Annotated in this window: 12 protein-coding genes, 2 tRNA genes and 1 pseudogene; 6 read left to right on the forward strand and 9 right to left on the reverse strand. The window is 40.5% G+C overall.

Annotated elements, in window-relative coordinates:
* Positions 1-117: 117 nt before the first annotated feature.
* Both E0F88_RS32430 and E0F88_RS32435 read right to left on the reverse strand, forming a co-directional pair.
* The gene (locus E0F88_RS32430) at positions 118-2,487 is read right to left on the reverse strand and encodes a S8 family peptidase (RefSeq protein ID WP_131962784.1); all 2,370 of its coding nucleotides are present in this window, start codon (positions 2,485-2,487) and stop codon (positions 118-120) included.
* A 3-nt stretch (positions 2,488-2,490) separates the two neighbouring features.
* Positions 2,491-3,585 (reverse strand): AAA family ATPase, encoded by a 1,095-nt coding sequence (locus E0F88_RS32435; protein WP_131962786.1) that lies wholly within the window; start codon positions 3,583-3,585, stop codon positions 2,491-2,493.
* A gap of 406 nt (positions 3,586-3,991) precedes the next feature.
* On the opposite strand from E0F88_RS32435, the gene E0F88_RS32440 reads away from it, so the two are divergent.
* Positions 3,992-4,543, forward strand: a complete 552-nt coding sequence (locus tag E0F88_RS32440; RefSeq protein ID WP_131962788.1) for an antirestriction protein ArdA — start codon at positions 3,992-3,994, stop codon at positions 4,541-4,543.
* 375 nt (positions 4,544-4,918) lie between these two features.
* Positions 4,919-5,653 (forward strand): annotated as a pseudogene (locus tag E0F88_RS34945) (recombinase family protein); the annotation flags it as partial.
* Positions 5,654-6,446: 793 nt separating this feature from the next.
* Here the strand turns inward: E0F88_RS34945 and E0F88_RS32450 are convergent.
* A tRNA-Leu gene (locus E0F88_RS32450) sits at positions 6,447-6,532 on the reverse strand.
* Positions 6,533-6,600: 68 nt separating this feature from the next.
* Positions 6,601-6,673: transfer RNA gene (locus E0F88_RS32455), tRNA-Gly, on the reverse strand.
* 369 nt (positions 6,674-7,042) lie between these two features.
* On the opposite strand from E0F88_RS32455, the gene E0F88_RS32460 reads away from it, so the two are divergent.
* Together E0F88_RS32460 and E0F88_RS32465 are read left to right on the forward strand one after the other, a co-directional pair.
* On the forward strand, positions 7,043-8,116 hold the full coding sequence (locus E0F88_RS32460) for a TerC family protein (RefSeq protein ID WP_131962790.1): 1,074 nt from the start codon (positions 7,043-7,045) through the stop codon (positions 8,114-8,116).
* A gap of 24 nt (positions 8,117-8,140) precedes the next feature.
* Positions 8,141-12,145 (forward strand): AAA domain-containing protein, encoded by a 4,005-nt coding sequence (locus E0F88_RS32465; RefSeq protein ID WP_131962792.1) that lies wholly within the window; start codon positions 8,141-8,143, stop codon positions 12,143-12,145.
* On the opposite strand, the gene E0F88_RS32470 is transcribed toward E0F88_RS32465, so the two are convergent.
* The gene (locus tag E0F88_RS32470) at positions 12,132-12,842 is read right to left on the reverse strand and encodes a 3-keto-disaccharide hydrolase (protein ID WP_131962794.1); all 711 of its coding nucleotides are present in this window, start codon (positions 12,840-12,842) and stop codon (positions 12,132-12,134) included. The genes E0F88_RS32465 and E0F88_RS32470 overlap by 14 nt on opposite strands.
* Before the next feature lie 136 nt (positions 12,843-12,978).
* Between E0F88_RS32470 and E0F88_RS32475 the strand changes: the two genes are divergently transcribed.
* Positions 12,979-13,368: an HIT family protein gene (locus tag E0F88_RS32475; protein WP_131962796.1), complete on the forward strand. Its 390-nt coding sequence runs from the start codon at positions 12,979-12,981 to the stop codon at positions 13,366-13,368.
* Positions 13,369-13,378: 10 nt separating this feature from the next.
* Here the strand turns inward: E0F88_RS32475 and E0F88_RS32480 are convergent, their stop codons facing one another.
* From E0F88_RS32480 to E0F88_RS32495, 4 genes are all read right to left on the reverse strand, one after another.
* Positions 13,379-14,860, reverse strand: a complete 1,482-nt coding sequence (locus tag E0F88_RS32480; RefSeq protein ID WP_131962798.1) for a capsule assembly Wzi family protein — start codon at positions 14,858-14,860, stop codon at positions 13,379-13,381.
* A 92-nt stretch (positions 14,861-14,952) separates the two neighbouring features.
* Positions 14,953-16,380, reverse strand: coding sequence for a capsule assembly Wzi family protein (locus E0F88_RS32485; RefSeq protein ID WP_229213982.1), 1,428 nt, complete (start codon positions 16,378-16,380; stop codon positions 14,953-14,955).
* 38 nt (positions 16,381-16,418) lie between these two features.
* Positions 16,419-17,843, reverse strand: a complete 1,425-nt coding sequence (locus E0F88_RS32490) for a capsule assembly Wzi family protein (protein WP_131962800.1) — start codon at positions 17,841-17,843, stop codon at positions 16,419-16,421.
* A gap of 35 nt (positions 17,844-17,878) precedes the next feature.
* Positions 17,879-18,880: a sugar transferase gene (locus E0F88_RS32495; RefSeq protein WP_131962802.1), complete on the reverse strand. Its 1,002-nt coding sequence runs from the start codon at positions 18,878-18,880 to the stop codon at positions 17,879-17,881.
* Positions 18,881-19,238: 358 nt separating this feature from the next.
* Between E0F88_RS32495 and E0F88_RS32500 the strand changes: the two genes are divergently transcribed.
* Positions 19,239-21,614 carry an alpha-L-fucosidase gene (locus E0F88_RS32500; protein ID WP_165940227.1) on the forward strand — a complete coding sequence of 792 codons (2,376 nt, stop codon included), beginning with the start codon at positions 19,239-19,241 and terminating at the stop codon, positions 21,612-21,614.
* Positions 21,615-21,681 lie beyond the last annotated feature (67 nt).

Genomic DNA, 21,681 nt, shown 5'->3' on the forward strand with positions numbered 1-21,681 from the left:
GAATGCCAAAGGGGTACCAACCCGGATAAGCCACCAACAGCTTTATACATTCTAAATTGAATGCCTTCGAAGTTAGCGCTTCAGGGCATTTTTTTGTTTCTGTAGTATTTTTATTAGTTAACCATTGTTTAAACGTAATCTGACTTCTTCTTTTATTTTCACATTGCTATGTATAAAGCTAAAATTATCCAATAACTGGGTGACTTCATTGTAGATATTACCTCTTCTTTTGGTATCCTTTATGGTAATGATCAGACAAAAGTCCTGTGCAAGCGTCACTTTATTAATTTCTGCCTTGGATTCTGAAAAATCACGGTAAAGCCCTTTGATTTTCAAATACCAGTTTTTAGGAGCTTTCAAAAATTTCTCCTTGTTGGATTCTGTGAATTCTTGAAAATTCACACACCATTTTTTTACAGGCTGATACTTATCTCCGTATGAAATCAGTATTCTTTCTGCGGCAAACGGGACATCCATATTCTTTCCGGCTCTTTTACTATAGACTGAGCTACTAAGGATATTCTGCCGTCCATCAGCACCGATTGGATTTTTGATTTGTGGTTTTGAGGTGTCCCGCTCCGTTTTTTCGTCATAAGTCCCAAGCATCACATCGATGTTGGACTGACAGTATTCCGCTCCCTGTGAAACTTCCAAAATAGGAGCAGTTACAAGTGTGACCGTAATCTCTCCATAAAAATAGCCATCCTCATCTACCATGCTTTGCGGAAACGGAAAATCAAGAATGTCAATAAAATTCCCCTTTTCAAGCGTATCCTGCAGTATCAGCGTGATTTCATTTGGTTCATTAAAAAGGATATCGGATATATTAGATGGCATTCCGAAACCAACCGTGTTAATTTTGTCCGAAATCGCCATTTTCATTTCGGGAGGATATTTAGCAGAATGAATGATCAAAGCCTTTATCAGGGTGGGGTTGAACCTCTCGTTAAGCATAGAATTTAACCCTGCCGCAATGGCTGAAATCCTTGGCGTGGAAAAGCTCGTACCGATAATTTTTGCTAACCTGCCATCCGATGAAAAAGATTTGACAGGACTTATAGTCACATTATTTCGCGCGTCCGTTCCTGCATTTCCGCCCATGTGAACAATGTCCGGCTTGATCAAATGCGCTGGTCCTGGTCCCGTTCTTGAAAACGGTGAGGGGTGATGTTTCCTAGCATGGTCCGTCGGACTTTGATCATGCGTCAAAGAACCGACAACAAGCCCCCTGACTGTATCGGCAGACTTGGTTATCCTGCGCTTTGGTGCGTTTATTTTAAAATTATCACAGTTTCCGGCAGATTTACAAATCAGTACATCATGCTGCTCCTGTATTTCATCGAGTGCCTTTGCAAAATCGGAAAATTCATTTAAGTCGACTTCCTGATCTGTTCCCAGTGACAGATTCCATATCTTAATATGATCATGTCTGCTGATTGCGTCTCTGATCTGCTCTATTAATTCACTTTCATATATTTTTTGCCTGGTAAGATCCGGCATCACAACCGCTTCAAATAATTTGCATCCTTCAAACCCGGTATAATTCACTCCTTCAAGAATATCTCCGTAAATCAGGATTCCGGCGACACCGGTATCATGCTTTTTGTTGGTATCCTCATCGGTATAATAGGTAATGTTATCCTGATGAAGCCAGGGCGAAAGATGCGGAATGTTGGCAATCCCTGTATCCAGCACACCGATGATAGGATAGTCCACACCAGCCTTTGGTGTTTTAATTTCTACTGGCGTGTCCTCAATTACTTCGTCAAGCGTAAGTTCGTATGAAGGCATTTCGGTGATAAGCTGTATACCATCGAAATCCTTCAAAAAATCCAGCGCATCTGTTGTTACCGCATCGACCCGGTAAATATTTAAATCGCCGGAGTAGACGGTACGTTTAAAAGACAATTTTCTGCTTTTGCAAAACTGTTCAAACATTCTGGCCAGTATGCCGTCCAACTCAATATTACCATAATTGAAAAGTTTTATTTTTAAGACATGATCCTCTTCAATGTCCGACTCAATGGCTATTTCTGGTTTGAATTCCTCTACGTCACTAATGGCAGATATCCCGACTACCGTAGAAAAGCTTGGAAATGCGTTGTTTGCCTTCTCGAAATTTCTGATCATTCCCTGCAAATCCTGAACATCATCCACTTTTACCAATACCTCGTCCACTCCGTTAACCCCAATAATATTCAATTCTGTGGTATTGAACAGGTTTCCGATTTCTTTGCGGTATGATTTGGCCAGTGCATCTTCATTGACTTTCAGTTTTAGCACTGACGGGATGTAATTATTTTGTTTGACTTTATTGGTCAATTTGACAGAAACATCCTGAAGTACTTCTCTGATATAAGCTGATTTCTGAGACGCTATGGCAGGACTTGCCCAAGTGGGCATCTTCCGCTCTCCACCACCTTCGGTGTCCATCTCATCTTTCTGTCTTTTTTGAAAGAATTTTACAGGGAGGTTCTTTTCTGCCATGACCTAGATGTTTTTGTTTAAAAAATTTCTTACCTGTCTGATGGATATCTTCATCCTTTCGGCGATGGCCACTTGTGGAATACCATTGTCATTTAAAAATTCCACCAGCTTTTCGATGGATAAGTCTCCATGGTTGGTAAATTCAAAAAGCTCTACCAGTAGATCTTCATAAGCAAGTGTTTCACGGCCATTAATGATCGTATGCGCCTTTGCATTGTTGATGATCCCCTTTATATCGGATGGAGACTTACCCGTCAGAAGTTTCACAAGTTTATCGTGACGTCTTTCATCATCTATAAAGTCTGTTTTGAACCCTGCTGTAAAAACTTTAATCAGCTGTGATACCTCAGCCTCCTGAGGAGCGCCAATCTCAATAACCGTATTAAACCTGCGCCATATCGCTTTATCTAAGAGCTCCGGATGATTGGTAGCGGCGATCAATATATTGTGACTTGCAAAAGCGTCAATGTTTTGCAATAGGCTGTTAATCACTCTTTTGAGTTCACCAAGTTCATATTGATCGTCTCTTGCCTTTGCAATAGCATCGAATTCGTCCAGAAACAGAATACAGGGTTTATTGTCTGCAAAGTCAAATATCTTTCTGATATTTTTCGCTGTGTTGCCCAGTAAGGATGAGACTATTGCATCAAATCTTGCAACTACCAGAGGCAAACCTGTTTTGTCAGAGATATATTGCGCGACTGTTGTCTTTCCGCAACCTGGTTTTCCATATAATAAAAGAGTATTGGTTGTTTCAATTCCATTTTTTATCAACTCGCTTTGATGCTTTACAACATTTATAAAATCATCAATCTTATTCTCTATTAACTGAGGTAGTATAACCGGAGTTCTGCCACTAAGAGGCCTAGAAATATCGACAATGCTAAGTCTGCTTTCCTGATCAACGGGAGTGGTCAGAAGCTCATCCATTACAACGGTTGTAGCGGGACCGTTTTCGATGGCGCGTAAAATCAGTTTTGCCATTTTTTCATCTCCATCCTTCGCCAGTTTATCGGCTAACAGCTTTGAGTAGTTGTGTACTTTTTTGAAGTCCTTAGATAATCCTCCTTCAATAATTTTTAATATCTCCGTATGCATAGCAGAAAAGTTTGATTGCAAAATTACGCATATCGTAATTAAAAATCAAAATATCGTACAAAAAATTTAATAATCGTAATACATTTCACATAATAGGTTTATTTTGATGGTGCTTTTGGATTCTAGATAGTTGAGGTTAATTCAATTTCGATGAGTGTTTTATGGTTTGTAAGAGTCTATCGCACAGGTTGTCAGTCAGAGCAACGAAAGTTACAAAGCAAAAAATGACGACTACAAGAGTAGCCCGCTATTTACCGCGGCTTGGCGCCCCCGGCTTAATGCCGCTCCTTAAACCGCTGGCCACTCTTGCAGCCAAGGGGTGAACCCCGTCATTTTTTCTTTGAGTGTAGATAGCGATTGCCCTGAGCACAACGCCGGGCTAAGCTACTTTTAAAGTCTTTCAATCATGAAAAATCTTGAAAACACTCCAAAAATTTATGTTGGAACTTACGGGCAGTATAACGACGGATCACTTTTCGGTAAATGGTTTGATCTCTCAGACTACTCTGATAGCCAAGCGTTCTACAAGGACTGCTATGAATATCACCGAAATGAATTTCTGCCTGAGTTAATGTTCCAGGATTGGGAATATATTCCGGATTTTTTGATTTCAGAATGCAGTCTGCATGAGGACACATTCAAGTACTTTGAACTGACGGATGAAATGGGCGAGGAACGCGCGGAGGCATTTGAGATTTACTGTTCCAGCATCGTATCATGGCCTTCAAATGGAAATGATTTACATGAAACGCTGCAAGGATTTGAAGAATCGTATCAAGGTTGCTTTTCAGGACCGAAAGATTCGGAAATAGAATTTGCATACCATTATATCGAAGATATGGGAATGCTATCAGACGTGCCCGAACTGTTGCAAAGATATTTTGATTACGAAGCCTATGCAAGGGACCTATTTTTAGATGGCTATTCACAGTATGAAGGTCATGTTTTTATGGACTGATTAGTAAACCACGCGGTCTGATTTAGGAAGATCAGGCCGCGTTTAATTCCATAAATGCAGAAATTAGATTCTTTTTATTCCGGAAAGTACCGCCGGAACATCTTGCTTGCATTCAAAGATTATTTTCCGACATGTTGGGCTAAAACATGGTGAGCAGGATGGGGGCGATAGAAAGAGACAGAGTAACACCGCAAAAGGCGCTGGAAGTTTTAAGGCGCGAAGGACTCGAGGTAACAGAAATTCAGGCTAAGAAAATCTTGGAATTTTTGGAAAAATTGGCTAATATAGCAGTAAATCAATGTCTTAGAGATTTTAAAGAGGATGTTAGTAACAGAAACTAATTTGCTAAATTATTTATGATGTAATGGTATTGAGATGAAAAAGGCAGATCTATATGTCCGCGTCAGCACGGACGAACAGGCAGATAAAGGGTACTCACAAAGAGGGCAGGAAGAGATGCTCAGAAAGTACTGTGGTATTAACCATATAGAGGTTAGAAAGGTGATCTGTGAAGACCATTCGGCCAAAACCTTCAACCGACCCCAATGGTCACAGTTGCTGCTAGACCTGAAAAAATCAAAAGGGAAAGTGGATCTGGTTCTTTTTACCAAATGGGACAGGTTTAGCCGTAATGCGGGTGATGCTTACCAGATGATCAGCATCCTTCGGAGGATGGGGGTGGAGCCCCAGGCTATTGAGCAGCCGCTGGATCTTTCTATTCCGGAAAACAAAATGATGCTGGCATTTTACCTGGCTGCGCCAGAGGTGGAAAATGACCGGCGGGCACTCAATACGTTTCATGGTATGAGAAGGGCAAGAAAGGAAGGTAGGTACATGGGTGTCGCTCCGGTAGGCTACATAAACAAGATCACAGAAGGCGGAAGGAAATACATCGCATTACAGCAGCCACAGGCTTCCGTGCTAAAATGGGCCTTTGAAGAATTAGCGCAAGGTATATACTCGGTGGAGGAAGTCAGAAGACAGGCTATCCGTAGAGGACTCAGATGCAGTAAAACCTGTTTTTGGCGTGCAATCGAAAACCCGCTTTACTTCGGTAAGATATTCATACCCGGTTATAAGGATGAGGAAAGCCGGTTAGCACAAGGGCAGCATGAAGCACTAATATCCGAAAATTTGTTTTATGATGTACAGGATGCCGTTGACGGTAGGAAGAAAAGGCAACGACCAAATGTGAGAGAAATATCCAATGATATGTTTCCTCTGAGGGGTTTTCTGAAATGTCCTAACTGTCACAGGCTACTCACGGCCAGTGCTTCGAAGGGCAGAAACGGCAGGTATCACTATTATCATTGTGTGGCCACCTGCGGGCCAAGATATCCGTGTGCTCAGGTGAATGATCAGTTTGTAATCGAACTTCAAAAGTTTAAACCGCACCAAGGTGTTACAGAGCTTTTCAAAATTATTGTTGGCAGAGTTTTCAAAGGGCAGACTACGCATTCACAAAGCGAGAAGAAACACGTTCTGGAACAGATCGATCTTTTAAACAGCAAACTTAGTAAGGCGAGAGAGCTTTTGTTAACCTCTGATATTGATCCAAAGGACTACCGGACGATGAAAGCAGAAATAGAGGAAAAGCTCGTGCGACTTGAGGCTAATTTAACTGAGATGACAACCAGTGCTGCCAGTCCTGTGAATATTGAAAAAATGCTGGATAAGGCAGTGAACGCACTTTCAAACATCGACCTTGTTTATACAAGGTCAGATACAAACCAGAAGCGTGAGATCATTGGTTCGATATATCCCGAAAAACTGGTGTATTCAGAAAGTGGATATCGAACCACAAAAATCAATGAAGCGGCGGCTCTTATCTTTCAGATAAACAGCGACATAGGAAAAAGTGAAAGCGGAACTTTTAGTGATTTCTCACAAAAGTCCCGCTTTGTACCGGGGACGGGAATCGAACCCGTACGAGCGTTTCGGCTCACAGGATTTTAAGTCCTGCGTGTCTACCAGTTCCACCACCCCGGCCTGAGCCATTAACGATTGTGATGGCATCTAAGAGAAAAAAAAGCACCGCTTCCGGTGCTTTATCTCTGAGCGAAAGACGGGGTTCGAACCCGCGACCTCGACCTTGGCAAGGTCGCGCTCTACCAGCTGAGCTACTTTCGCATAACCGTTTCTGATTAACGTGGTGCAAATGTAGGTATGCAAACCATTTGACGCAAGTTTTTTACAAAAATATTTTATCAATTTCTTCTATATTTTCATTAACAAATTGTAAATCATTACACTTAGCTCCTCATATTTTTTATTCTTGACAGGAAACCCGCAAGTATTGCCGGGCATGCAGTCGGATAGGTTTATGTAACTTTAAACACAGTAATTAATACCGGATAATTATACTTTTAGCCGTTCGTCCTTATTCCCTTTCCCACTACATATTTTGATTACCTTTGCGTTACGGTGAAAACGGCTGGTAGATTTTTCTTACCAGTTTACATAACCCAAACTTTACTCTAATTAAAATATCTACTCTACATGTTTTCCAACGAAGTTTTATTTTTCGGAGGCTTTCTTTTAGCAATTAGCGTGATGCTACTCCTCGATTTGGGGGTTTTTAATAAAAAGGACCATATTGTTAAGTTTGGTGAAGCAGCTGGCTGGACGGTTGCCTGGATTGCGCTGGCCTTGGTTTTTTATATGATCATAAATACCCATGGCGATTTGGTACATGGTGTTGATAATTACACACAGCTCGAAGCGATTCAGGCCAAATACGCTTCTCACGTCAAGTTGATTCCTGGTAATTTTGAAGAAAGTCTTGAGATATATCGTAAAAATATGTCTCTGGAATTTATCACAGGTTACTTGCTTGAATATGCACTGTCTGTCGATAATATTTTTGTAATCATTCTTATATTTTCTTCATTTGGTGTAAGACCTAAGTATTACAAAAAAGTACTTTTCTGGGGTGTGTTGGGTGCCATTATCATGCGGTTCCTGTTTATTTTCCTTGGCTCAGCGCTTATGCAGCGGTTTGACTGGATTATCTATCTCTTTGGCGCGCTGCTGGTTTATCAGGGAGGGAAAATATTCTTTGAAGGGAACAGCGATGAAAAAATTGATCCTGCAAAACATCCGGTTGTTAAATTCACATCAAAATATTTTCCTGTATTTCCGCGCTACGTCAAAGAGCACTTTTTTGTACTTAAAAAAGGAAAATGGCTGCTTACTCCATTGTTCGTAGTGGTTTTGATCGTTGAATTTACAGATTTAATCTTTGCAGTGGATTCGGTGCCGGCAGTATTCTCGGTAACAAAAGATCCCTACATCGTCTTTTTCTCGAACATATTCGCAATCATGGGTTTACGGTCCATGTTCTTCTTCCTGAGTAATATTATGGGACTTTTCCGTTTCCTTAAATACGGACTGGGTGTACTACTTGTATTCATTGGAGCGAAAATGATTTTCCATATTCCTCTTGAACATGCAGGTTTTAAAACGGTATATTCTCTATACGTAATTCTGGGAATTTTGGCCGTAAGTATACTTGCATCGGTAATCTTCCCTGAAAAAAAAGAAGATTCGGAAAGAATATTACCCAATAGTTAAACAAAAGGAATCGTTTGAGTATCCATGAACCGAATCCTTAAAGCTTACTTAAAACGACTTACCAATTTAAGCACGCGTAACAAATCGCTGCTGCTGCCGGGACTGCCATCGGAGCAATTTCTGGATATCTATGACACAGATTTTTTGCTAGGAAAATCTTGTCTTGAAGTTGTTCAGCAGCTTGTTCAAAAGAAGACTCGTTTGCCACTTTGTGACGTACAGGATCCACGGTTAGAGCGGAGTAATGACATCAGTAAAAAGCTCCGTAAAATTGCCAGAACAGAATCTTTCATACAGGAAGAGCGCGGTTCACGTGATTTATATATTGGTTACCCCTTTGTAAGGGGTAAGCTGTCGGATGGAACGCCAATACATGCTCCTCTGCTTTTCTTTCCCGTAACGCTGCGTATCGACAAAGAGCAATGGTGCCTTTTTGAACGTGAAGAGGCTGGAGTTACCCTTAACCGAAGCTTTGCCCTGGCATACGCTCATTTCAATGAATCAGTCATTTCGGATGAAGTGCTTGAAAAGTCGTTTGAAGATTTCTCAAAAGATTTTCTTGAATTCCGGACCCAGCTTTATGAGTGGTTAAAAGAAACGCCCTTTCGGATTAATTTCAACCAGGCACTTTTTGAGGACAAAATTCTTCCTTTTGATGCACAAAAAAGTTCGGAACTGGAATTGCTGGAAAAGAATGGAGAATTAAAACTTTTCCCGGAAGCAGTCTTAGGGATTTTTCCTCAGGCAGGTTCATACCTGGTTCCCGACTATAATAAGCTCCTTGAAATAAATGCGCAGGATCCTCTAAAAATGATTTTGCTGGAATCGGACGGATCGGATTCAGTTCAGAAGGCTGAAATTAATTCAGACGTCATTAAAGAAAATATTGCCAAAATTCGGGAAGAGGACATCCTCACACCTTTTTCTATAGATGAATCCCAGGAGAAAATCATTCTTTCTGTAAAATCAGGAAAATCGGTTGTTGTTCAGGGACCGCCGGGGAGTGGCAAGTCGCAGTTAATTTGTAACCTGATGGCTGATTTTGCTTCCAGGGGAAAAAGAGTTCTCTTGGTCTGTCAAAAGCGGGCAGCTCTGGATGTTGTTCACCAACGTCTGAAAGGCATTGGTATGGCCCCGTTTTCCGCATTGATACACGATTTTAAAAATGACCGGCTGGAGCTTTACCGTCAGTTTGCATCTCAGATAGAGCATGTGGAATCTTACCGCCAGCAAAATTACAGTTTGGATGCTGTTTTCCTTGAAAGAGAATTCACTCAGGAAAGCAGAAATATTGACCGCACCGTAGAAGAACTGAATCGCTTCCGCAATGCACTTTTCGATGAAAATGAAGGTGGGATTCCGGTTAAAGAATTATATCTGACCAGCGACCAGTCAGGGCTGAAAGTGGATCTTAGCGCTCAGTATAAAACTTTCAGGCTTGACCAGTGGGACGATTATAAAAGAAGATTGAAAGTGTTTGCGAAGTATTCTCTGTACATCAATGCAGCACATCCCTGGGCGGACCGGAAAAGCTTTGCTGATTTTGGTTTATCTGAATTACAGGTTATTGAAAAAATGCTTGCAGACTGGCCCAGTGCCTACCATCAGCAAAGCATGGCTTTTACCGAAATATCAGGACGGCCATATTCCCAACTTTTAACAGACAATAGAAAAGAGGTTCTGGAGCGCCTGGAAGATATTACCGGACTGGTAACTGATGACGTGACCTTTAGTTTGTTCAAGTCTTACCTGGCGTCCGATTTAAATACGCATGAACGTCTTTCGTTTGTCAGACAGGTTACAGAATCTCTGGAAGGTTTTCTGGCAGAGGATGGCATTGAATTTTCGCTGGAACGTTCGGAACTTAGTTCTTTCAGAGGGAAGTTAAAAAAGGTGATTGACGCCAAGCAGTCGGCCGTTACCGGCATGTGGTGGGATTTGTTTGGCTCCGAGAAAAAAGAGATCAGCCAGGTTGCTCAGGGAAACAACCTGACAACATCAGTTGATCATTTGTTGAAACTGGAATTGATTGTCCGGAACCGGATAGAGCTGGAAAGCTGGCTTGAAAATAAGCATGTGGGTTATCTGGAAAAATACCTGGATTCAAGGTCAGAAAAATCGGATTCCTTTGGACTGTTTTTCAGAAGGGCCGAATCTGCCGCTGATGCATCTGTGAGGGCAAAATTGCCTTTGTGGTTTTCTGTGATTAAACAAATTGCACTTGAAACAGAAATTGGGGAGCTTTTTAACAAAAAGATCAATCAGTTAATTAACTGGCTGAAAGTCTGGGACCGGATGGAGTCGGTAATGGTCCCATTTTTGCTACCCATCCAGATTGATAGATTGTTTGATGATCCCAATGCGTATAGCAGTGAACTTTGGGAGACATTAGCAAAAGATTTTGATTCCATGTCGGATATGGACCGGTTGTGGAAGGAAATGAGTATCAATGAGCAATTGACCACGAAAATTGTTCTGGAAAATTCTGTAAAGAATAATGTTGCTGATCCATCAGACATTGTTAATCTTTTTGACAACAGCATCAGGCTTGCCTGGATAACGCATATTGAAAACAAATTTCCGCAGCTGAGGGCAGTTACCTCATTGAAAATGCAGCAGTGGGAAGAACAATTGCAGGAAAGTATTTTATCAAAACAAAATTTAAGCAGCGAAATTACTGCAATTAAGTTGCGTGAGCAGACCTATCAGGATGTTGAGAAAAACCGTCTTGGTAATCGTGTTACTTACAGAGAACTGAATCACCAGGTTGCTAAAAAGAGAAAAATCTGGCCAATACGGAAGTTACTTGAAAATTACCAGGAAGAGATTTTTTCTTTGGTTCCATGCTGGATGGCTTCTCCAGAAGCAGTTTCTGCCATTTTCCCCATGGAAAGTGATTTGTTTGATCTGGTGATTTTCGATGAAGCATCCCAGTGTTATGCCGAATATGGTTTGCCTGCGGCATTCCGCGGGAAACAGATTGTCGTAACCGGCGATAGTAAACAGCTTTCTCCCAGTGATCTTTACAAGGTCCGGTATGAAGAAAAAACGGAGGAAGAGGAATACGCTCCGGCACTGGAGATTGAATCGCTGCTGGATCTGGCAGCACAATCTTTGGAACAATATCAGTTGTCAGGACATTACAGGAGTCTTTCGCTTGATCTGATTGATTTTTCTAATCAGCATTTTTATAAGAACACGCTTCGCCTCTTACCCGATTTTAATAAACTAAATCAAAAACAGCCGGGTATAAAATATATTAAGGTCGACGGAATCTGGAAGCAGAATGCCAATTTGTTAGAAGCGGAAGCTGTAATAAATCTTCTAAAGGAACTGGCTGGCGGGCAGTCTTCAATAGGTGTTGTTACATTTAATATTTATCAGCAGCAGGTTATTCAGGAAGCTGTGGAAAGAGAGCAAATCAGCGTGAAGGATTTGTTTGTCAAAAATATTGAAAACGTGCAGGGAGATGAACGGGATATTGTTATTTTTTCAATGGGATATGCTCATGACGAGAAAGGAAAGCTCAGTATGCAGTTTGGAAGTCTTAATGCCCAAGGGGGCGAAAACAGGCTCAATGTAGCAGTAACCAGGGCAAGGGAAAAAATATATTTTGTGACAAGCTTATGGCCTTCACAGCTAAATACCGATTCAACAGCTAATACAGGACCGAAGCTGTTGAAAGCCTATTTGCAGTATGCGCTGGATGTTTCAGAGGGAAACTACCAGCCGGAGCCCTTGCCGACAGATCATTTCCGGACCGATTGGCTGCTAAAAAATCGGTTAATTAAACTGAATAAGGAATATAAAAAAGAACTGCCTTTTTCTGATTTGACTATAAAGGAAGAAGAGGCTTATAAAGGTTTGATCCTGACGGACGATGATTTGTATCACCGGTCTGAAACGTCGAAAGAACCGCACGCCTATTTACCTCTTCTTCTCAGACAAAAACACTGGCCTTTCAACCGCGTTTATAGTCGCCAGTATTGGACAAAAACAATGAATTTAGAAAATTCTAGAGTTCTTTAATCCGGATGTTACGATAGGAAACTTTGTCGCCATGATCCTGCAAAGCAATTTTGCCTTTTTGGAATGATCCGAAACCTTCCCAGGTTTTGAACTTGCTGTTGGCAACGAGTTTGTCCCATTCAGGTCCTTGTGTTGGGAAATCAACAACTTTTTTGCCATTCAGCCAGCTTTCACCCTTTCCGGCTTTGATGATTACTTTTGCTTTATTCCATTCACCAGCAGGTTTCACAACGGCAAAATCGGTTGGTGGCAGAAGATCGTAAAGAGAACCTGATTTGTGATTTCCAACTTTGCCGGCTTTTGCATCCGGGTGTCTTTCATCATCCAAAACCTGGATTTCAGGTCCGGTGGAGTAGGGGCAGCAGTATTTTTTATCTTCGATTACGTGGTAAATAATTCCGCTGTTTCCTTTTTCAGAAATTTTCCATTCCAGTTCAAGTTCAAAATCGCCATACTCTTTGTCTGTAACAAGGTCTTTTCCTCCTTTTTCGGCAAGAACGATAGCGCCATCTTCAATTTTCCATTGTGGCAAAACTTTATCTGACTGCCAGCTATGCCATCCATTTAAGCTTTTTCCATCAAATAGTGTTACCCATTTTCCTTTTTTTTGCGCCTGTACGTCAGTGGTACTTAGTGATAATGCAAATAAGCCAACCAGGGCAGCTTTACCGTATGTCTGCCATTTTGTGAAATTCATATCCTGTTTTGTTAAAAGTTTGGATCACAATATTAAGTACTTTTATCGTTTGAACTACTTATTTTTGGCGAAAGTTGGTTGTGTGAATAGCGCAGGCAGGAATTTAAATTTTAAACCAAACCTTAATTTTACCCAGATGGCATCTATATTTTCAAAAATTGTAAACGGAGAAATACCTTCTCACAAGATCGCTGAGACGGAGGATTTTCTGGCCTTTCTGGACGCCTTCCCGATCACGAAAGGACATGTGCTTGTGATTCCCAAGACAGAAATAGATTACATCTTTGATTTGGATGAGGAGTTGTATGCCAAACTTTTTCTGTTTGCTAAATCGATCGTACCTGCATTGCAAAAGACGGTACCATGTTTGAGAATAGGTGTAAGCGTAATCGGGCTGGAAGTACCTCATGCCCACATACACCTGCTTCCGCTGAATAGTATGTCAGATGCAGATTTTAGCAAAAAGATAAAAATTTCACAAGAAGAGCTTGCCCAACTCGCCGAGGAAATAAGGGGCAATCTATGATTCAATAATTTTACAGGTTAAAATCTTTTCGAAGGCCCAGAGAAAAACCGTAGTTTTTTGGGTAAAGATCTCCGATGTCTGCTGCGAAGGAACCTTTGAGTGAAATTCCTCCTAACACATTTAACCGGGACTGAAAAGTAACAAGGCCTGAAAACTGGGTGGGATTGTCTTCGAACGGAGCATTATACGTACCGGAGTTACTGGAATATGATAATTTGCTTGTCCAGGTTATTTTCTGGAATAAAGTACCGTTTAGTCCCAGGTGAAGCACCGAAACGCGATTGTTACTTGTCATAAAATTTGCATACTGAGGCCATTTCCATTTTGTATCAGAGCTTGGCGGTATAAATGGAGTACCAATGGTACGGTCGTAGTAGGCCCAACCATCCCGTACCTGGCCATTGTTGAAATAATCGTCTTTCCCCCTGTGTCTTGTAGGAAGGCTCCAGTCTGCAACTTCACCTCCCTGACTCTTAGTATATAAAAATTCTAAAACGAACCTCGTGATCTCGAAGTTAGCACCATATGAGTTTTTTCTGTGTATGCTTACACCATTTAATCCATCACGGATGTTGCTAAGCCAAATCAAAGACCCATCTTCATATAAGTTCTGTCGATAAATTAATATGGTTGAGCCATAAGTTTCGAATTCTAATCCGATATCTACTGAACCCAAATGATTTCCAACACGACCTGTTGAATCGTGTATCGACGGGTTATTGCTGTGAGCTTTTCCAATGACTGCATTGATGTAATTGGAAAGGCCTTTCGGCATCTGATCATCAACGGTGTTGAAGGACGATTTCCCTCCCCACTGAACCTGGTGATTAAAGCCGCCGTACAGTTTCACTCTAGAGGTAGCTTTACCGAGTCTTAGATAAAGCATCTTTTGATGAAATTTTAAATCACTTGTCACAGGCCGGGAGTTCTCAAACATGCCGTCTGAGTAAAATCCATTAAACGATACCCAACCTTTGGTAAAAGGTAAACTTACAAAACCCCTGGTTCCGATGGATATTTTGGGAATAGGCAAAGCGTTACCCGACCAGGCGTAAGAACCCATTCCAATAGTGGAATCAGCTATACTTACAAATTGCTTTTTTCTACCGGCAAATAACTCCCAGTTTTTAAATCTGATTGTACCATAAATTTGCGGAAACAATACATTCGATTTCTGCTCTGTATAATTTCCAGCAGCCTCAACGCCTCCGCCAACCCGCCAGATGTTTTTTTGGTCCAGCGTCCATACCTTTTCAAGTTGTGCTCTTACACTACCTGAAGGAGAATTTTTTGGAACAATACCATATTGATTAGCCTGCAGCCAAAAGGGAGTACGTGATGATGTCCCTCCAAAACCTATAATTTCAATATAATTGGTTGTTGAGTCTTTAATAAATTCAGAACTTTGGGAAAAAGAAGTTAAAGGAATTAAAAGAAGAAAAAGTCGGAATAAGGTTTTAATATTTGTTTCTTTACAGTGAGGAGGATGCATAAATAGTGTGTAACTGGCCTTAAATTAATAAAAGAAATAAAATTAATATAATCTTTCGGCTATTCAATAAACCGTTAACTTATTACGGCAGATCAATTTAAAAAGCCAGTCTTTTTGAGACCAGCGAACAGACTTTCAGAATGGGGGTAAAGACTTCCGATATCCCCTGCTAAACCAGCAAAAGCAATAAGACCCGATCTTCCTTTAAGTTTTCTTTCGGCTGTAATTATAAAGGAAACCTGATCTTTACGACCGTCAAATGGACTTATGTACGTTCCGAAATTCCGCGAGTAGGTGCCTTTAAACAGAAAATTTGTATTAAGCCAGGAAGCGGTCACACCTGAGTGTAACGTCCAGAATCGATTATTATTGGTGAATTCTGAAGCATTTAATCCGTCATCGGACCTGGTGTTATATTTGTTGGCGATCAGTGGTGTTCCTATTGCTCGTCCGAAGTAAGAATAACCGTTCGCGTAAGTAAAATGGTTATAATAATTTCCCTTTTCAAAAATTGCAAGCCCGGAGAAAGGATTTTTATTGGTCTGCTCCTTTGTTCCAATTACTTCTACTAGTATAGAATTCACCAAAAAATACCGCTCTTTGATTTTTTTATTTCTCTTTATACTCAGTCCGGTTAAGCCGTCAGTAAAATTAATGACCTTGAATAATGAGCCGGTTTCGTAAATGTTTTGTCTGTACAAAAAGTAAGTCCAGGCCGTTCGTTTCCATTGAACACCCAAATCAATTGTTCCGAAATGGTTTCCAATTTTTCTGCTGTTCAATGTTTTGCCGGTAACGGTATACCGATACGCTTTACCCTTGCTCATCTTTTCAACCGGATTGATTTCCTCCTCTCCGCCCCAGATTGCCTGATGATTCATTCCAAGCAGACCTGTCCAATTTCCCTCTTCCCGGCCAAGCCTGAAATAAATACTTTTTTGATGAAAAAACGTTTGGCTTATGCTTCTTACACTCCCGTAACCGATATCCGTTCCATGTAAGAGCCCGTCCGAGTAGGAAGCTTTAACAGATACGAAATCATTGGTAAAATATAATGGATAATAATCCGGAACTGAAATTTGAAGACGGGGGAAGGGTCGGGTATTACCGGAAACTGAAAGCGAGCCCGAAGTTAAAAGCGTATCGACGAGCCCGGTCATATGGGCTTTCTGTCCGGCTAAAATTTCGACTTTGCCAACTTTGATTGCTCCAAAAAGATCTGATACGAATACTTGCGGTTTTTCACTGTATGATGCCACGACTTCGGCACCTGCAGACCATTGGAATCTTCTTGGATCATTTAAATTGTATATCTTGTAAATGGAAAATTGCCCTAACCCAAAATTGCCGGTGTTTGGAACGGCTCCGTTTTTATTGGCGCTTATCCAAAAGGGAGTTTTTTCGATAGAGCCTGATAAAGTGACGGATGCATTATATATAACTGTGGAATCCTGAGCATTAGCTTCGGAAACAAATACCAAAAAGATCAGAAGGTAGCAAAAACGCATTGCAAGATTCACTGCCGAAGTTTAAATGACTGGAAATAGGTTTCGATATATTACCTGATAAATCCAGACTTTTTCCAGCCAAGTGAAATGGCAGAATTATTCGGATAAAGCTTGCCTATATCAGATGCTAAACTTACGCTTACAATGCTTTTTTTCCAAATAGATACGGGTTTTTCGAAGTATAATAAGAATGAGGCCTGATTAACGGGATTGTCAAATGGTACATTGTAGCTACCGAAGTTTTTGGAATAGGTACCTTTAAATAAAATGTTATAACCTCCCCATGTGGCATTAAGTGCGCTGTGTATAGCAATAATACGGTTATTAACGGTGAAGCCTGATGGATCGCGAGGCAAATCGTCTCTCATTAAAGTTTGAGAAGCAATCAGGGGCGTGCCCAGGGCCCTGCCTTTGTAAGACCAGCCCTGTTTGTACACATAATGGTTGAAGTAATTGTCGTTCCCAAAAATACCTCCCTCAAAATCAAAAATTGCTCCCCCCTGGTTTTTAGTATAAATAAATTCAAGTAAGGCCGTATTGATTTTAAAAGAATGATCAAGTGGATCGGTGATTTTTCGCTTGAAACGAATTCCATTTAAACCATCGGCCACGTTTGAGAAGGTAATTAACGACCCGTCTTCGTAAATACTTTGCCGGTAAAGCAGGAAATTTCCGGTTGATGTTTTTAGTTCGGCAGCCAGATCAATCGTACCAAAATGGTTCCCAACCCTGCTTCGGGCCCATGGTTTTCCGAAAATAACATACTTATAGGCCACGGGCCTTTTAAGACCTCCGCTAAAAATCTCATCTTCTCCACCCCACATGGCCTGGTGATTAAAACCGGCATATAAATTAAGTTTAAATCTATCTCCTCCTAATCTCAGATAAACGGATTTCTGATGAAGGTAAACCTGGGGAACTTCAGAGACATTGCCGTATTGAATACTTCCTGCCCCTAAAATGCCATCGGAGTAGGAGAGCTTAAATGAGGCAATGTCATTTCCAGGAATGATATTAACAAAGCGGGGAGTGTATAATTGTATTTTTGGATAAGGCCGAAAGTTGCTACTCATGGCCGTTGGTCCCGAGGACAAAAGGCTGTCGCCAAGTCCCATAAATTCTTTCCTTTGCCCAAAGCTCAATTCCACAGGACCGAATTTGGCTGCAGCATAAAGCTCAGAGAAAAACAGGTTATTGGAAATTCCTGTATAAGTAACCACCTCTGCACCTGCTGACCACTGAATAAATCTTGGGTTATTAGGATTATACTTCTTAAAAAGTCCAAATTGGCTTAAAACAAAAGATCCCTTGGTTGGCATGGTCCCATTTGTATTAGAATGAAACCACAGAGGGGTAGCAGGTGTAGAAAGTGTTCCCTGAATATTTATACCAAAAGTAAGCGTTGAGTCCTGACTGTATGCATTTCGGAATGCAAAGGTTATACATATTAAGGTACAGAAAAATATACTCTTCATTCTGATCGCAATAAGTTTGGAATAGAGTTTAAGTTTCAGCGTCCTTTTCTTCCAAAAATTACTACAATCGTAAGCAGTATGATTTTTAATTCAAGTTGCAGACTCCAGTTTTTAATGTAATAAAGATCATACATAAGTTTATGGCGTGCATCAGAAGTACCTGCTCCGTAGGAGTACATGACCTGGGCGTAGCCGGTAATACCCGGTTTAACCAGATGACGCTGGTTATAGTAAGGAATAACCTCATCAAAACTTTCACAAAACACGGGTCTTTCAGGACGTGGTCCAATTAATGATATATCTCTCCTGAATATATTAAAAATCTGTGGTAACTCGTCGATTCTTGTAAGCCGCATAAATCCGCCGTACGCAAATACACGTGAGTCCTTCTTCTTAGAAAAGGATGCTCCATTTGACTCTGCATCCAGCCTCATGGATCGAAATTTGATACAACTAAAAGATTTATTAAAAATTCCAACCCGTTCCTGATAGAAGAATGCAGGCCCTGGAGACTGCAGTTTTACGATAACAAAACTAATTAGCCAAACAGGTAAACTTATGGCTAACAAGACGGAGGAAATTGCTAAATCAATAATTTTTTTGGGGTAACGAACTCTTCTCCCAAATTCCAACAAACTGGTTAAATTGGGGTTGGTTTGCTCTATGTCTTCAGGAATATATACTTTCTTTAAATCCTTTTCGCAGAAATCATATACTGTGGTGATTCTTATCGATTTATTTCTTCGCACAACCAATTCATAAATCACATGATACTGACTGTCAAATTGGGGATTTGTAACCAAATGAATTTTCTCGTATTTGTCCAGTAGAGGGCTAACCGTAACATTTAGTAAATAGTCATCGTCGGTTGTATGCGGGACGAGAATGATTTCTTTGTATTCGTTTCTTAACAGGTTCAAATCATTTTTTTGGAGAAAATAATCATAACTCGTAATGATCAATACTTGGTCCGTTTTGGCCGATTTGCTAAGTAAACGGTGAACGAACGGACGATTAGACACTAAATGTCGATTCATGTGTGCGATGATAGTTGTGTACTTATCGCAAGTTTATAAAAAAAAGTTTAAAGTAAGAAATTTTATATTGTATCGTGCACTTAACATGAAATGAATGTAGTCACGCTAATTTGAAACTGTTAAATGAACGAAGTAGAATAAAAATGAAAAAGTTATGTTTATTCTAAAACAACCGGTTATTAACTCTCGGTTAACCCAAGCGTTATAGTATTCGGAGATGTCAACAGTCTAAAATATTGAAATGAGATTTTACGTAAAATTGTGGTTGCTGTTTGTATCTCAAGTATATGGTTTTGACACTTGCGTGCATGCCCAAAGTAGCTTGTTGAAAATTTTAACGACTTCCAGCACGGAATACATGGCAAAGCCAGACTTGTCAATTTACCCAGCCTTTGTAGATGGAATTGCCTATAGCTCCTGGTCCGAATCTGGTAGTAGACCATTTTTTCAGTTGCTCGCATCCGGTGGAAACAAACCATATAAATGGAAAGTAATATCCGGAGCGCTCCCATTAGGGATAAATCTAAGTTCTGATGGGAAGTTAAGAGGGCAGGCGCTCAGAGAAGCAGATTATGAATTTATAGTTGAGGTCTCAGATAGTAAAGGTAAAAATGCTATTAAGGGGTTGACTTTTCGTACTGAATCCTTTCGTTCCAAATGGATGGCAGATGCAAAGTTTGGTATTATGTTACAGTGGGGGGCATTTACCGAACCGGCATTATATGCAAAGGATCAGATACCTTTATTTGAACAGCGCATAAAAAATTTTGATGCAGACAAATGGGCTGAAACGATTGCAAAACTAGGGGGGAGAGTTTTGAATTTTTCTGTTAAGGGAGGCGATGGAATAAGACTTTGGCCCTCTACAACACCAAGTTGTCAGGAGCTTAAAACAAAGAGGAATCTAACTTTGGAATTAATCAATGCCTGTCACAAACGGGGAATCAAATTTGTTGCCTATTTTGCTCCTGACAACTCGTGGAATAAAGTGGTGATGGATACGGATATAGACTGTAAAAGTACGAGTAGTGGTGCGGAATTAAACAAAGGTCTTATTCGCGAACTTATCAAAATGGGTGTAGATGGTCTTTGGATTGATATGGCCGCATCCTCAGAATTATATCCCGGCTCTTATGGAAAGTGGTTCCCTTGGAATGAAATGATACCGATTATACGGGCAAACAATCCGTATGCAATATTTGCAAACAATCCTGGGGTTCATTATGGTGGAACAGCTTTACGCTGGCCTAACACAGATGTTTTAGTTTATGAAGGACGCGTCTCCGCCAGCGAGAGCGCTCTTCAGGTAGCAAAACCTCAGATTATTTCCAAAAAGGTTGCAATTGAAGTAGATAACATGCTAGACAACTATTGGTGGGAGCCAGTGTCAGGTTCTGTGAAAAACCCGAAGCCTGCAAGTATGATTATTAAAAACATGAAGGCCAACTGGGAGATAGGAGCCACATATATGTTAAATTATCCTATCCCCGCGAATGGTGAGATCTTACCTGAACTGTACAAGCCTATACTTAATGAGATAGGGAAATTTGTTAATGCAAATAATGGATGGAGTGAGATGCCTGTTGCATCAGTTATTAATGGAGAGTACGTGGGTTTTCAGACCATCAAACTCTTTGCAAAGCCGGATGCGGTGATTTATTTTTCTATTGATGGAAGTAAACCAGACAAAAAAAGTAAGAAATACGTTTCTCCCATTACAATCAAGGAAAGTACCAGGTTGCGGGCAATTGCATATGAAGAGGGGAGGCCTGGTAGTAAGATATTAGATAGGCAATATGGCATCAGAAACCCGGAAAAACAGTTATTTGCCAATCGTAATTTTACCTCAAAAATTAGCAAGACTACAACTGCTCGAATCGAACCAAAGGGATATTACCGGGGTATCAGAATCACTGTTGGGAGGCGTAATGTAACGGTTAGTCAAATTGGACGAAAGTTTGTTGCAGGTAATAAAAATATTCATAAAATTCTAGTTCAAAGATTTTTTGATCAGTATACTCTGCTGAATTTAGACATAAAGTCGGGAATGGCAAAAGTTGAAAAGGATGGATATCAATATATTAATATCCCACCGTTAACGCTTGAAGCCGGAAAGTCTTATCTTATTGTTAGTGAGGAAGATGGTAATGATAAATTTGTAGCTTCAAAAGTAGAAAAGGAAGATGTAAACGCTGATTTTAGGATTGCGGGCAATGCCATATTAAGTAGTACCGGGGACAGAGTGCCGGTAGTTGAGGACGGTTACGGTGAGATACTTTCACTCAAATATTTTACCGGGGGAAAGGAAAGTGAAAATATAGCCCTGGGTAGCAAAGCAACTTTACTTGATAATGCGGGTAATCTTTTAATCCCAAGTACTGAAATACTCTATGCAGATAATGCTGTGGATGGAGATAACAAAACTCATGCACAAGCTGGTGGACAATATGCATGGACCCTTCAGATTGATTTAGGTAAAGTAGTAGATGGAATTATTAAAGCGGCCATCGATTTTAGCCGGGAATATTATCCAACAGATTTTGAAGTTTTCTATTCTACAAAAGGGACTGATTGGGTATCACTTGGACGAACAGATAAGAGTGACAATTTACAAATCCTTTTAAATCTTACCAAAATCGATGCCAGATACTTTAGAATCAGGTCTTATAAACCTGATGGACCTGGACAAAAAGGGGGGCAGATGGGGGTTGAGGAGTTTAGGTTATTCAAATAATATGGCTTAATAAATAAAAGGACTACGCACACCATTTAAAAAATTTGCCCGAATTGTAGAATTACTT

Source organism: Dyadobacter psychrotolerans (assembly GCF_004349265.1).
Taxonomy (GTDB): Bacteria; Bacteroidota; Bacteroidia; order Cytophagales; family Spirosomataceae; genus Dyadobacter; species Dyadobacter psychrotolerans.